Here is a 13779-nt window from a genome sequence, read left to right as displayed (position 1 = left end):
ACTTTAAGCTAAACTTAGATAATGCAGAGAAGGAGCTTAATACATGGCTTTAGATAAGGAAATTTTCAAAGAAGAATTGAAACAGAGACTGAGAGAGAATTATGCAATGGAATTGGAGGACGCAAGCGAGCAAGAGATTTTCTATACATTAGGAGCGCTGGTAAAAGCACGTTATTCGGATGCATGGAGAGATACATGGAAGTATTATGTGGATAAAAATAAAAAACAGGTTTATTATTTTTCCATTGAATTTTTACCTGGCAGAATGCTGAAAAGTAATTTATTGAATCTGGGAATATTGGACACTGCAAGAGAGGCTTTAACGGATCTTGGTATTCATTTAGATGATCTGGCAGAAGTGGAAAAGGATATGGCATTAGGAAACGGTGGCCTTGGACGATTGGCTTCCTGTTTTATGGATTCGATCGCATCTGGCGGATTTCCAGGTAACGGAAATGGCATCCGGTATGACTATGGGCTTTTTAAACAACGCTTCGTAGATGGATACCAGGTAGAGCTTCCGGATGAGTGGCTGCAGAGCGGGAATATCTGGGAAGTTCGCAGAGAAAGTAAAGCGGTAGATGTCCGTGTCGGCGGGCATGTTTATTTAGCAGAGACAAACGATGGGAAATTAAAGCCGGTGTATGAGAATGAAAGAGTTCTCCGGGCCGTTCCTTACGATACCGGGATGGTAGGCTATGAAAATAATGTTGTCAACACACTACGGCTCTGGGCAGTAGAGATTCCTGATTCGGAAGAGGATAAATACCAAAGTATTCAGGGACGCAGAGAATTGGAGGATTTAACAGCTGTTCTTTATCCGGATGATTCCAATGAGCAGGGACGCTTAATCCGTTTAACACAGGAATATTTCTTTGTGTCAGCAGGCATCCAAAGTATTATCCGTCATTATAAAAAGTGGTTTCAAAAACCGATTTCCAAGCTCAGCGAATATGTTTCTATCCATATCAATGATACACATCCTGCTTTATGCGTGCCGGAGATGATGCGGATTTTGATTGATGAAGAAGAATTGTCCTGGGAACAGGCCTGGGATATTACTGTAAAAGTAATGAGTTATACGAACCATACCATTATGGCGGAAGCATTAGAGAAATGGTCCATTGATTTAATGCAGCGCACATTGCCGCGGATGTATCAAATTATGGAAGAAATCGATGCACGTTATGTGCAGACGATGCAGGAGCTGCACCCGCATGATTTAGTAGAACGTACGCGGATTATCCGTAACGGGCAGGTACATATGGCGCACTTATCTATTATTGGCAGCCATAGTACAAATGGTGTGGCCAAATTGCATTCTGATTTGCTCAAATCAGTTGTTCTGCATGATTTCTATATTATTTATCCCGACCGGTTTAATAATAAGACGAATGGAATTGCACAGCGCAGATGGTCACAAATTGTGAATGAACCGATGTCAAACGTGTTAGATGAAACGATTGGAAAGACATGGAGACAGGATTCTGGCGATTTGAAATTACTGAGGAACTATCAATCGGATCAGGCCGTTTTAGAGAAACTGGCAGAAGCAAAGAAAATAAATAAACAAAAATTAGCTGATTATATTTTGGGAACAACAGATATTGAGGTTTCCGCAGATGCCATTTTTGATGTGCAGATTAAAAGACTGCATGCCTATAAACGTCAGCTGTTAAATCTATTGCATATTATTAAGCTGTATCAGGATTTAAAAGAAAATCCAAGCTTAGAAATGCAAAAGCGTGTGTTTATTTTCGGGGCAAAGGCAGCGCCAAGCTATCATTATGCCAAAGTAATTATTAAATGTATTAATGAAACAGCGAATCTAATTAATAATGACCCGGATATCAAAGACCGGATTAAAATTGTTTTCCTGCCAAATTACAATGTCAGCCTAGCAGAGAAAATTATCCCCGCAGCAGACGTCAGTGAGCAGATTTCCCTTGCATCAAAGGAAGCTTCGGGTACGAGTAATATGAAGCTGATGCTGAATGGTGCGATTACACTTGCGACGCTGGATGGCGCTAATGTTGAAATCAGAGATGCAGTCGGCGATGATAATATTTATATCTTCGGTCTCACCGAGAAAGAGGTTTATGAATATTATGAGAATCAGGAGTACTCCGCCCAAAGGCTATATGATGAAAATGCCGTTATCCGCCGTGTATTAAATGCATTTATTGATGGTACGATTCCAAACATTGTTTATGAAGGACGTGAAATTTTTGATTCCCTCATAAAATATAATGATGAGTACTTCCTGCTGCGCGACTTTGATTCTTATGTAGAAGCGCAGGAAGAAATTGATAAAGCTTATGGAGATCAAACCTTCTGGCAGAAAATGAGCCTCATCAATATTGCGAATGCCGGCAGATTCTCCTCTGATGAGACGGTCAGCCGTTATGCAGAGGATATTTGGAAAATCGAGTCAAAAGATTCATTTGTTACTGAGAAAGGATAGTATTATGCCACATGTTTATTATAATTCATGGATAAGCGATTATAAAAAACCATTTGGAGCGGTACAGCCGAACGAAAAGATTACCTTTCAAGTGGATGTCCATGAAAGTCATAGAAGCGAAGTACAATTTATGGTTCGAAAAGAAAATGGGGCGCATGATGAAAAAGCTTATTTAATGAAGGGTATAGGCGATAATCGTTTCTCTTATAGCTATGCGCCTCATGAAGGAAAGGGTCTCTATTTTTACTATTTTGCTGTGAAGTGGAAGGATGATAAAGGGGAGGAAATGTCTGCTTTTTGGGGTGCGTCATCTGTAAAAGGGGAAGGGAAACTATATCATAATCTGCATGAGGTGATTCCTTACCAGCTGACCTGCTTTGAAAAAGAAGAAAATACACCGGATTGGTATCGGGAGGCTGTTTTTTATCAGATTTTTCCTGACCGCTTTTATAATGGCAATCCAGACGGGCAAGTAAATGCGCCAAAGCGGAATAGTTTCCTATATGGGGATACGCGTGATACACCGCTGTATGTGCGCGGTCAAAAAGGAGAGATTCTCCGTTGGGATTTTTACGGCGGGAATTTAGAAGGAATCCGGCAAAAGATACCTTACCTGAAGGATTTAGGAATCAATGCCATATATCTGAATCCCATTTTCCAAGCAGCAAGTAATCACCGTTATGATACGGCAGATTATATGAAAATCGATCCAATGCTCGGTGATGAGAAGCTATTTAAAGAAATCATAGAAAAGTTGCATGCGGAAGGCATTCATGTCATTTTGGACGGCGTATTCAGCCATGTAGGAAGAAATAGCATTTATTTCAACTATGATGGTACGTATGGAGAGGATGAGGGAGCCTGCCGAAATCAAGAGAGTCCGTATTATCCCTGGTTTACATTCACTGACTATCCGAATAAGTATGCGTCGTGGTGGGGGATTGATGACCTGCCGGAAGTGGATAAGTTTAATAAAGAATTTCAAGATTATATTTATCAGGATGACGGCAGTGTAATTGATAAATGGAGCAAACTGGGTGTAGATGGATGGCGTTTAGATGTAGCTGATGAGCTCCCGGATGAATTTATTGCCGGCATCCGTCATAAGCTGGAACAATATCCAGAAAAAGTGCTGATTGGCGAGGTTTGGGAGGACGCATCAAATAAGATTTCTTATGACGAACGTAGGCAATATATCCTGGGAAATCATTTGCATGGTGTAATGAACTATCCGTTCCGAAACACGGTCTTAGATCTGCTGCAATTAGAAAAAACGCCAAAAGAGCTCTGTCAGCGATTAACGCAGCTTCACGAAAATTATCCCAAGGATATTCTTTTTAATAATTTAAATAATATCGGGACACATGATACGAAACGAATCTATACATTTCTTGGAGAGGATAAGGCAAGGCTGAAGCTTGCGCTGAGCTTTTTATTGATTGCTCCGGGAATTCCTTGTATTTATTATGGGGATGAAGCTGGTGTGACAGGAGAACAGGACCCCGATAACCGTAAATTCTTCCCATGGGAGGATATCGACCAGGATATTTTCAAGCATTGTCAAAGGTGGATTACGGAAAGAAAACAAAACAGTACGTTAAAATACGGTGATTTTGTTCTTTTTCATACCGATGATATGTTAGGAATGCTTCGTTTTACAGATGAGGAATATACCATTTATATGATTAATCCGCATGATGAAGAAAAGACCTGTCATGCTGATAAGCTTCACTTCTTGCGGAAAGTACCATTAACCGAGGAAGTGATAAAGGGTATTTTGAAGGATGTCACGATAGACGGAAAAAGTGATTTCTTTGTAACAGGAAAAATATAGTTGTGTATTTAATAAAAGCAGGCTGTCTCGATACAGCCTGCTTTTAAAGTTATTAATCTACCTTTTCAAAGCCTTGTTCTTCCAAGGTTTCTACCGCATCATCCAAATTTAAATTCCCTTCTTCATTTTCTAGCAGTTCATCAAGCCCCGGCAGCTCTGAAATATCTACCACGGCGAAATCAATGGTAATTGTTTCAGTGAAATGATCTTCTTCAAAAGCGAGGCTATATTCCAGCCCCTCAATCCCTTGTAATGGTTCAGCAGAAGGGACAAGAAGCGCCTCTGCATCCTCTTTTGATTCAATGCCTCGGATACTATCATAAGAGGTGATGCTCTGACTGGATTGTTCAATGATTTCTCCATCATCAGCTACAAAGGTTGTTTCGATCGAATTATTGTCTTCCTCTAATTTATATGTTACGGTTTCCTGTTCGGAGCTGCAGGCAGCCAAGGTGAGAAAGGAAATCAACAAGACGAAAAAACCGGTCATTTTAAAGTTATTATTCTGTATCATCTTTGTTTCTCCTATTCTTATGTAATTAACTCAACTTTCGCACATTAAAAGTAACTTTATCTCTATAGAAACAGGAGTCAATCGTTCCTTCGATAACACCCTTGACAAAGAACAGAAGGTGAAGTGTAAAGCACCGCTGCGGAAAAACACTACGCTTTCCATGGGCTTGCGCTCAGCCTCCTCAAAAAAAGAAGTTCGCTTTTTTCTGCGGGGTCTTCCCACTGGGACTGCGATTACTCGCCCCACCGAAGAACATTGCGCTTTCCCATAGGAGTCTCCGTGTTTTTCCTCCGCTAGTAGGATATTCTGTACATGGAAAACACCTCACCAAAATGCAAGCATGGTAATGAAGAACATGTTCATCTTGGAATATAAGATATATTTGCTTATTCTTAGGTGCGAAAGTTGAGTAATTAAGCTAATCGTATCGAATTAGAATAGGAAAGTCAAAATCGAAATTCGTGAATAATAGACTAGTAAAAATAGTGGAAAGATAAAAATAAAGCCGTATCTGCGCTCAGATACGGCTTTACTTTCTTCCTATTCTTCTTCTACTACTTCTAAACCGTTATCTTCCAATTCGCTGACCATTTTTTCTAAGCTTAAATCTTCCTCATCAAAAGCATCTTCATCGATACCGAAGCCAAGCGTGTTCAGTTCTTCTGGGCCAGCTGTTGTCAGATCGATATTGATGGCTACCACAATTTCTTCTTCTTCATAAGTAAGTTCAACCTCTACACCATCTGCTTCATTTGCATCCTCAAATTCGGATTGAAGCATCTCATCCATAGACTCTGCTTCTTCCTTTGACTCGACTCCGATTAAGGCATATGGTATGGTCATTTCAGCTGCCATGGATTGAACTTCATCGCCCTTTGCCTCTAATGTAATTTCCTGCTGCTGCCCCATTTCTTCTCCTTGAAGCGTTACCGTTTCGTTAGATCCGCATGCTGCCAATCCAAAAATAGCAATCAATAAAACTAATAGTCCAGTAATTCTGAAATTTTTCTTTTTCATCTGTGTCATTGCTCCTATCCATGTCATTGCTCCTATCCATTTTTTAATACAGTTGCCATCGTACCGAATTAAACGATTAAAGTCAAACGAAAACCGTACCTCCGGGTACGGTTTTACTCTCAAACTATTCTTCTACTACTTCAAATCCTTGCTCTTCAAAATCGCTCACTGTTTCTTCCAGACTAATATACTCATCGTCTCCAGTGTCTGGGAAACTAGCGCCAGGAATACTGTTGATTTCTTCAATATCGGCAACAGTTAAATCAACAGAAATTGTTTGAGTTAATTCTTCTTCACCATAATCCAAATCAAATTCGATGCCATCGATATCCTCAAATGGTTCAAATTCTGAACGGAAAAGCTCATCCATCGATTCTGCTTCTTCCTGTGAAGCGGCACCTACCATAGAATAAGGAATGTTAGCTTTAACCGTTTGTTTTGTCATTTCATCATCTTTTGCATCCATGGTTACTTCCATGGTCATTCCCATTTGTTCCCCTTGAAGTGTTACTGTTTCTTCGTTCCCGCAAGCCATTAGTCCAGCTATAGCAATAAATAAAAATAATAATCCGGTAATTCTAAAAATTCTTTTTTTCATTATGAAATTTGCCCCAATCTATTTATTTGTAAAATTAGCGTACCGAATTAAACAGTCAAAGTCAAAGCAAATTGGATAAAAAATAAAGAATTAGACTATTATCCTGCGCTTGAAGTAGGTTTTATTTGCTTTTTTTGGATGTTCATTATGAAATTTGGTTTGTTTTGGATATTACTGGATTTAGCGGTTTAGAGGCTGGGATAAGCTTTACTTTATCATGAACTATTTTCAGTGAAACTTCCGTCAAAGGAGGTTCGTTTTATTAAGCTATTGTAAGTTCCTTTAATGAAAAATGAAGTATTGGTATTGGTTTGGTAAATTTCCCGATTTCATGAAAAAGATATGTTTTAATGTACTTGAATGAAGGGAGGAAAAGAATGAGTTATATCGAGTTAAAAGATATCACGAAGTCGTATCATGCGGGAAATAACATATTAGAGCAAATCAACTTAACAATCGAGAAGGGGGAATTCTTTGTATTGGTAGGGCCCTCCGGATCTGGGAAAAGTACCTTGCTGCGGATGATTGCCGGACTGGAGGATATTACAGACGGCGTATTGAAAATGAATGAAAAAGTAGTCAATCACCTGCAGCCGAAAGACAGAAATCTTTCGATGGTTTTTCAAAATTATGCTTTATATCCGCATTTATCGGTCGAACAAAATATCCTGTTTGGTTTGAAGGCGAAAAAGGTTTCTAAAGCGGAACAGCAGAAAAGGCTGAAGGAAACAGCAGAAATGATGGGATTATCGGAGCTTTTAGACAGGAAGCCGCGTCAGCTTTCAGGAGGACAGCGACAGCGAGTTGCTTTGGCCAGGTCGGTTGTCAGTGAAGCGCCGCTTTGTTTAATGGATGAGCCGCTATCTAATTTAGACGCTAAATTGCGTGCGCAGATGCGTGTGGAAATTAGAAGGCTGCAGAAGCAATTAGGCTTAACCTTGATTTATGTAACACATGATCAGGTCGAAGCGATGACGATGGGAGACCGGATTATGGTTTTAAATGATGGAGAAATCCAACAGGTAGGTAAACCAATTACATTATATAATGAACCGGCCAATTTATTTGTCGCTTCTTTTATCGGTTCTCCCAAAATGAATATGGGAAAAACGGAAATAAAGGATGTCTCGAATTTTCTTGTGAACAAGACACTGTCCTTTTCGGCAGATGTCAGGATGCAGAAGGCGTTTCAGGTACATAAAAACATCATCGCAGGAATAAGACCGGAGCATATCCAGCCGGCAATCCATCAGGAAGCAACGCATTCTTTAGAAGTGATTCATGTAGAGCAGTTAGGGAATGAGACATCGCTCGCTTTGGATGTCGGCGGCGAATTATGGACAGCAAAATGGCCGGGGCAATGGGATATCACAGCAGGTAACCAGCTGGAGGTGTATATATCGACAGAGCACCTGAGTTTTTTTGATGCACAGACGGAAGCATTAATTCGTCCAGCTTCCTTCAGCGGGCATGGGGAGGTTCAGGCGATATGACGAATATGACTGCGGTCATTACACAAGAGGACCAAGCTTTATTTGTGCGGACGAAGCGGAAACAGCGTTACAAGCAATTTATCAAAGGTATCCTATTTCTATTGCCATCCATTGCTCTTTTTTCTGTATTTTTATTCTATCCTTTGCTCCGGACAATTTATTTAAGCTTTTTCCTTACTGATGCGAGCGGGGCCACAACGGTATTTGTAGGATGGGATAACTTCGTGACATTATTTCAATCAACTATTTTTCAGCAAAGCATCAAATCGACGTTTCTATTTGTTCTTTATACAGTGCCGCTGACCATTGTGATCAGTTTATTTCTAGCTATTATTGCAAATGAAAAATTAAAAGGGATTGGCTTCTTTCGGACGATATTTTCCTCTACCATGGGAATCTCCGTAGCCGCGGCATCTGTATTCTGGCTGTACTTATTTCATCCGACAATCGGCTTTTTAAATATTATCATGGACACCTTTGGGCTGGAGAAGGTTGGCTGGCTGACAGACCCTTCCTGGGCACTGATTGCGGTAGCTGTGACAACCATATGGATGAATATCGGTTTTACCTTTTTGATATTGCTGGGCGGATTACAATCGATTGATAAATATCTTTATGAAAGTGCGGATGTGGATGGTGCAGGGTATTTTTATAAATTAAGAAGGATTACGATTCCCATGCTGTCACCAACCCTGTTCTTTGTTGTGACGGTAACAATTATCAATGCCTTTCAAACGTTTGGGCAGGTGGATATTTTAACGCAGGGCGGTCCGCAAAATGCAACCAATTTAATGGTCTACTCGATTTACCGGGAAGCCTTTACTAACTATCAATTTGGCTCGGCGAGTGCGCAGGCAATCATTTTGTTTATTATCATTCTATTAATGACAATCATCCAATTTAAATTGGGAGAAAGGAAGGTTCATTATCAATGAGAATTCCTTTCGGACGAAAAATTGTAACCTATCTTTTATTGATTGCTGCAGCATTTCTTGTTTTCACACCGACGATGATGGCTGTTGTCATGAGCTTTATGACAAATCAGGATATTATGACGGGAAGCTTGCCTTCTGCTTTTTCACTCGATAACTATCGTCGGGCATTTGAACAATTTCCGCTGCTGCATTATGTCATCAACAGCTTTTTAGTTTCGATTGCCATCATGATTGGCCAGCTGATTTTAGCCAGCTTAGCAGCGTACGCCTTTGTTTTTTTAGAATTTAAAGGCCGGGATTTCTTGTTTTATCTTTTTATCGCAACGATGATGGTGCCATTTGAAGCTTCGATTATTCCAAACTTCCATACGATTCGCGACCTTGGCTGGATTGATCAATATACCGGACTGACGATTCCATTCTTTGCGATGGCTTTTGGAACATTCTTGTTACGGCAGAATTTCAAACAAATTCCTAAGGAACTGCGCGAAGCAAGTCAGATTGCCGGTATGGGAGATGTGAAGTTTTATTTGAAAGTGGTCCTGCCGGTAGCGAAAACAAGCCTGATCACCTTAGGCGTGTATGGCTTTTTAACGTCCTGGAATATGTATCTGTGGCCGCTGTTAGCTACAACCAATGATAATGTCAGAACCGTACAGATTGGTCTGCGCCAATTACAATCACAAGAGCAGATGAACGATTGGGGAGTGATTATGGCGGGAGCGGTCATTGTCATTATTCCAACATTGATTTTATTATTTTTAGGACAGAAGAAGTTGCAGCGTGGTTTAACAGAGGGAGCGCTAAAATAAAAAAGAATGTGAAAAAGGAGTCGTTTTTTTGAAGAAAATGTTGTTATTCGTCGTTTTGAGTATGACTATTTTTATGGCAGCCTGCGGTTCCAATGATGCAGAAGGGTCTAGTGAAGCAACAGAAACAGAAGATGGCAAGCAAATCGTCACCTTTTGGCATGCAATGGGAGGTGCTTCACAAGAAGCGTTGGACAAAATTGTCGCATCCTACAATGAATCGCAGGATGAGGTAGAGGTCCGGGCGGAGTTTCAGGGAACCTATGATGAGGCATTAACGAAGTTTCATAGTGTAGCTGGGACAGATAGTGCGCCGACGATGATTCAAGTATTTGAGATAGGCACGATGTCGATGGTAAACAGCGGTCATATTGAGCCGATTCAAAAGTTTATTGATGAGGACGGCTATGATATGGGGCATTTAGAAGAGAATATCGTTAACTATTATAAAATAGACGATCAATTCTATTCGATGCCATTTAATTCTTCGACGCCGGTGATGTTTTATAATAAAGATGCTTTTGAGGAAGCTGGTTTAGACCCGGAAAATCCGCCTCAGACATTTGAAGAGGTAGAAGCAGCTAGTAAAGCTATTGTCGAATCAAATCCTGAGATGAAAGGTTTTGCGCTTCAGGCGTATGGCTGGTTATTTGAACAATTATTGGCAAACCAAGGAGCATTATTATTGAATGAAGATAATGGACGTTCAGGAGTAGCAACAGAAATCGGCTTTACCGAAGAACAAGGAAAATCAATCTTTGAATGGGTAGAGCGGATGAATACAGATGGAACATTTGCAAACTATGGCACCAATGGCGATAATATGCTGGCTGGATTCTTAGCAGAAGATGTATCGATGTTTTTGCAATCCTCTGCTAATTCTCGTGATTTAATCGATAATGCACCATTTGAGGTAGGCGTCGCGTTTTTACCGCATCCGGAAAATGTGGAACGGGAAGGTGTGGTTATCGGTGGAGCAAGTCTTTGGATGAGTGAGGGCAAGGAGGAAGCAGAGCAAAAAGCAGCGTGGGATTTTATGAAGTACCTGCAATCGCCTGAAATTCAGGCACAGTGGCATACAGATACAGGCTATTTTGCCATTAATCCGGCAGCTTATGAAGAGGAGCTGGCTGTAGAAATGCATGAAGAAAACCCACAATTAAAGGTGACAGTGGAACAGCTGCAAGCAACCAACCCATCTTATGCAACACAGGGGGCTGTCATGGATATGATACCGGAAGAACGTAAGATTATTGAAACGGCATTGGAGAGCGTATTTAATGGCGGAGATGTAGATACCACGTATCAGACAGCAATCGAACAATTGAATGCAGCCATTGAAACAGCAAATAAAGCTCGTGGAGAGTAATAAGTAACAGAGGAAAGCACGATGTAAGTAAGAGGTTCATTCAGCGGAGGTTTTGGGCTGAACAGAAGCAGGGAACCTCCGCTGAACAAAAGGATACTTCATGATAACAACTCAATTTTCAGGAGGGATTTTCTTGACAAAAGTATATGGACATCGCGGCATGATGGGATTATATCCGGAGAATACGCTGCTAAGTTTTGAAAAAGCACTGGAAGCTGGAGTGGATGGTTTGGAAATAGATGTGCACATGACAAAGGACGGTGAATTTGCGGTAATGCATGATGCTACACTAAATCGGACAACGAATGGAATTGGATCCATAGCAGAATATACCTTTTCAGAAATTCGGGAATTACATTGGAATCCAGCCTATCTATCCTCATTCCAGACTTATGATAAGAGCTGGGAGGAAGAAAAGGTTCCCTCCTTAGCAGAAGTCCTTCAGCTGGTTAGTCCATATCCAGATGTTGCATTGAATATTGAATTAAAAACGTGTAAAAATTTATATGAAAATATCGAAGAAAAGCTGCTAGACTATGTTGCTAAATATCCGGATGTAAAGAATCGTGTCATTTACTCCAGCTTTCATCTGCCTACACTGATTCGTTTACGTCATTATGACAGGGATGCCCGGCTGGCATGGATTATTAACCAGCCGATTTCCCACCCGGAGGATTATATTGATATTTTGGGTTTAGAGGCACTGCATGTTGAGGCGGATACATTTTTAAAGCATATTTATCATTGGAGTAAATGGAAGAGACTGCTGCGTGTGTGGACTGTCAATGATAAGGATACGCTGAAGCAATTACTGGACGTGAAAGTAAAAGCCATTGTGACAGATTATCCGGATCGTGCCATCTTTTATCGGTGTGAGCGCTATGCCATGGCGTAGTATCTTACTTACTTTGGTAATTGCCGTCTTTATAATATCTGGTTTTTTTGAAGCAAAGCCGCAGGTACTTAAGGATTCGGAAACATATGGTGCGGAGACATTATATGCAAGTGCAGCAGGAAGGCCTGAAGCAGTTTTAACTGATTTAGAGGTGATTGCCCATCGTGGTGCGAATAATTTCTTTAATGAACATACGCTGACTGCTTACGAAATTGCTTCGGAGGCTGATGCAGACTCAATAGAGATTGATTTACGGATGACCAAAGATCATGAATTAATCGCACTTCATGACACGACCTTAGATCGTACAACAACAGGAGCAGGCGTCCCAGAAGAATTTACGTTGAACGAAATCAAGCAATTCGATACCGTAGCCGTATTCGGGCAGAAAACCTATAAAGAGCCCGTCCCGACATTAGAAGAAATCGTTACGGCATTTAAACAGGAAGAGCATTATTATATTGAGACACGTCTGGTTGATGGGGAAACAAAAATGGAAGAACCGTTAATCAATCTGCTTCAGGAAAATGATTTGCTGGATCCAAAATATGTGAGCTTTCAATCCTTTTCTAAGGAGAGCTTGAAAAAATTGCAGGAATTCGCACCGGAAATCCGTTCGACGCTGTTATATGGCACAGATAAATTTGATTTAGAGGATGGGCTTGAAGCAGACGCAGATGTAATTGGAATCGAATCAAGAAATGTGACGAAATGTGTTGTTGATACGCTTCATCAGCAGGGGAAGGAAGTTCATGTGTTTTTTACGGATGAGCGTACGCAGCTTGTTGAACAGCAGCGTGTCATGATGTATGGAGTGGATGGGATTTTTACAGATGATATTGATTTTACGAAGCAGGTATTGAAGGAGTAGAGTATGTCATTATTTATATAGAACCTTGCAGAGTAGGCTATTTGACTTTGTGAGGTTTTTAAAATAGCCATTAGCTGCAGTACGATAAAAAATCACAGCTAACGGCTATTTTAAAAAATAAAAGCGAATTTACTTTTTTGTACAGGAATCCAAATCTCCGTTTTCATATCATGGATGCTTTTTACAATCTCGGGAGCTTCTGCAAGTTCATATCCCGATGTTGGAAACCAGTCTGTGTAAATTCTACTCCAAGTGCTTGTTAAGGCATGAGGCATCTCACCCTCCGCATCAAAAACAGCCCATTGTTGTTTAGGTATTTCTAACGCAGCGAGATGATCTGGAGCAGTTTGATTTGTTACAACAGCAATATAGTATTCCAAGGCTTCTTCGCTCTGCTCTGGACCGTGGCAGGTATTGACGGTGATATTTAGTATGCCGCTTAAATTCGGATCTTCTCTCTCAAGTGTTCCAAGTTTTGCATAATCTGCATCGGTAAGTGTATTCCAAAGAGTAGGGTTAAAATCTCCATCCTCTGGATACATGACTTCCTTATGCCCTACAATGTGAAAAGCATCTTTTTCGACAAAACGATATTTCATCTCAACATCTCCTTTAATAGAAATTTGGAAGGAAATCGGTGGATAAGCTTTAAGAGAAACTCCTGTCTGCTTTACTGTACTAGGCAAGGTATGGTGCAATTCCTGAAAGGCTCTGGAGAACGAATCAGGGGACTGGTAACCATATTTCAATGCTATATCAATTACCTTCATGTTATTCTCCTGCAGTTCTAATGCTGCCAATGTTAGTCGACGCCTGCGTACGTACTCGGATAAAGGGATACCGGCAAGAAAAGAAAACATTCGTTTGAAATGATGTTCCGAAAAACAGGCGATTTGAGCCGCATGCTGGTAATTGATTTTTTTATCTAAATGCTCCTCTATATATTCGATAGCAGCATTCATGGAATCAAGCGTATTCAT

General features: G+C 40.5%; 12 protein-coding genes. 8 read left to right on the top strand and 4 right to left on the bottom strand.

Annotated features, from left to right (window positions below):
* The first annotated feature begins 43 nt into the window (after window positions 1-43).
* Window positions 44-2464 carry a glycogen/starch/alpha-glucan phosphorylase gene (locus ACFO3P_RS08745; protein WP_042531591.1) on the top strand — a complete coding sequence of 807 codons (2421 nt, stop codon included), beginning with the start codon at window positions 44-46 and terminating at the stop codon, window positions 2462-2464.
* Window positions 2465-2468: 4 nt separating this feature from the next.
* A complete protein-coding gene (locus tag ACFO3P_RS08740; RefSeq protein ID WP_042531593.1) occupies window positions 2469-4298 on the top strand; it encodes a glycoside hydrolase family 13 protein in 1830 nt (609 codons plus the stop codon).
* 52 nt (window positions 4299-4350) lie between these two features.
* On the opposite strand, the gene ACFO3P_RS08735 is transcribed toward ACFO3P_RS08740, so the two are convergent.
* The 3 genes from ACFO3P_RS08735 to ACFO3P_RS08725 form a co-directional block, all read right to left on the bottom strand.
* Entirely contained in the window at window positions 4351-4812 is a 462-nt protein-coding gene (locus ACFO3P_RS08735) for a DUF1307 domain-containing protein (RefSeq protein ID WP_042531596.1), read from the bottom strand.
* Window positions 4813-5352: 540 nt separating this feature from the next.
* On the bottom strand, window positions 5353-5952 hold the full coding sequence (locus ACFO3P_RS08730; RefSeq protein ID WP_379542361.1) for a DUF1307 domain-containing protein: 600 nt from the start codon (window positions 5950-5952) through the stop codon (window positions 5353-5355).
* A gap of 1 nt (window position 5953) precedes the next feature.
* Window positions 5954-6427: a DUF1307 domain-containing protein gene (locus tag ACFO3P_RS08725; protein ID WP_042531600.1), complete on the bottom strand. Its 474-nt coding sequence runs from the start codon at window positions 6425-6427 to the stop codon at window positions 5954-5956.
* Between the two features lie 377 nt (window positions 6428-6804).
* Here ACFO3P_RS08725 and ACFO3P_RS08720 point away from each other — a divergent pair, with 377 nt between their 5' ends.
* The 6 genes from ACFO3P_RS08720 to ACFO3P_RS08695 all read left to right on the top strand — a co-directional run bounded on the left by ACFO3P_RS08720 (window position 6805) and on the right by ACFO3P_RS08695 (window position 12799).
* The gene (locus tag ACFO3P_RS08720; protein ID WP_042531602.1) at window positions 6805-7920 is read left to right on the top strand and encodes an ABC transporter ATP-binding protein; all 1116 of its coding nucleotides are present in this window, start codon (window positions 6805-6807) and stop codon (window positions 7918-7920) included.
* Between the two features lie 5 nt (window positions 7921-7925).
* Window positions 7926-8855: a carbohydrate ABC transporter permease gene (locus ACFO3P_RS08715; RefSeq protein ID WP_084613020.1), complete on the top strand. Its 930-nt coding sequence runs from the start codon at window positions 7926-7928 to the stop codon at window positions 8853-8855.
* Window positions 8852-9667: a carbohydrate ABC transporter permease gene (locus tag ACFO3P_RS08710; protein ID WP_042531606.1), complete on the top strand. Its 816-nt coding sequence runs from the start codon at window positions 8852-8854 to the stop codon at window positions 9665-9667. The genes ACFO3P_RS08715 and ACFO3P_RS08710 overlap by 4 nt, the downstream gene beginning before the upstream one ends.
* A gap of 37 nt (window positions 9668-9704) precedes the next feature.
* Window positions 9705-11033 carry an ABC transporter substrate-binding protein gene (locus ACFO3P_RS08705; RefSeq protein ID WP_052485112.1) on the top strand — a complete coding sequence of 443 codons (1329 nt, stop codon included), beginning with the start codon at window positions 9705-9707 and terminating at the stop codon, window positions 11031-11033.
* Between the two features lie 133 nt (window positions 11034-11166).
* A complete protein-coding gene (locus ACFO3P_RS08700; RefSeq protein WP_226894742.1) occupies window positions 11167-11928 on the top strand; it encodes a glycerophosphodiester phosphodiesterase family protein in 762 nt (253 codons plus the stop codon).
* Entirely contained in the window at window positions 11915-12799 is an 885-nt protein-coding gene (locus ACFO3P_RS08695; protein WP_052484963.1) for a glycerophosphodiester phosphodiesterase, read from the top strand. The genes ACFO3P_RS08700 and ACFO3P_RS08695 overlap by 14 nt, the downstream gene beginning before the upstream one ends.
* A 110-nt stretch (window positions 12800-12909) precedes the next feature.
* Here the strand turns inward: ACFO3P_RS08695 and ACFO3P_RS08690 are convergent, their stop codons facing one another.
* Window positions 12910-13779: an AraC family transcriptional regulator gene (locus tag ACFO3P_RS08690; protein ID WP_042531612.1), complete on the bottom strand. Its 870-nt coding sequence runs from the start codon at window positions 13777-13779 to the stop codon at window positions 12910-12912.

This window comes from Oceanobacillus aidingensis, from assembly GCF_042654105.1.
Lineage (GTDB): Bacteria > Bacillota > Bacilli > Bacillales > Amphibacillaceae > Oceanobacillus > Oceanobacillus oncorhynchi.
This window is presented reverse-complemented; position numbering and strand designations above follow the sequence as displayed.

Coding starts and splice junctions, on each gene's coding strand:
- ACFO3P_RS08745 (WP_042531591.1), top strand. CDS start 44: ATGGCTTTAGATAAGGAAATTTTCAAAGAAGAATTGAAACAGAGACTG.
- ACFO3P_RS08740 (WP_042531593.1), top strand. CDS start 2,469: ATGCCACATGTTTATTATAATTCATGGATAAGCGATTATAAAAAACCA.
- ACFO3P_RS08735 (WP_042531596.1), bottom strand. CDS start 4,812: ATGATACAGAATAATAACTTTAAAATGACCGGTTTTTTCGTCTTGTTG.
- ACFO3P_RS08725 (WP_042531600.1), bottom strand. CDS start 6,427: ATGAAAAAAAGAATTTTTAGAATTACCGGATTATTATTTTTATTTATT.
- ACFO3P_RS08720 (WP_042531602.1), top strand. CDS start 6,805: ATGAGTTATATCGAGTTAAAAGATATCACGAAGTCGTATCATGCGGGA.
- ACFO3P_RS08715 (WP_084613020.1), top strand. CDS start 7,926: ATGACTGCGGTCATTACACAAGAGGACCAAGCTTTATTTGTGCGGACG.
- ACFO3P_RS08710 (WP_042531606.1), top strand. CDS start 8,852: ATGAGAATTCCTTTCGGACGAAAAATTGTAACCTATCTTTTATTGATT.
- ACFO3P_RS08705 (WP_052485112.1), top strand. CDS start 9,705: ATGTTGTTATTCGTCGTTTTGAGTATGACTATTTTTATGGCAGCCTGC.
- ACFO3P_RS08695 (WP_052484963.1), top strand. CDS start 11,915: ATGCCATGGCGTAGTATCTTACTTACTTTGGTAATTGCCGTCTTTATA.
- ACFO3P_RS08690 (WP_042531612.1), bottom strand. CDS start 13,779: ATGAATACGCTTGATTCCATGAATGCTGCTATCGAATATATAGAGGAG.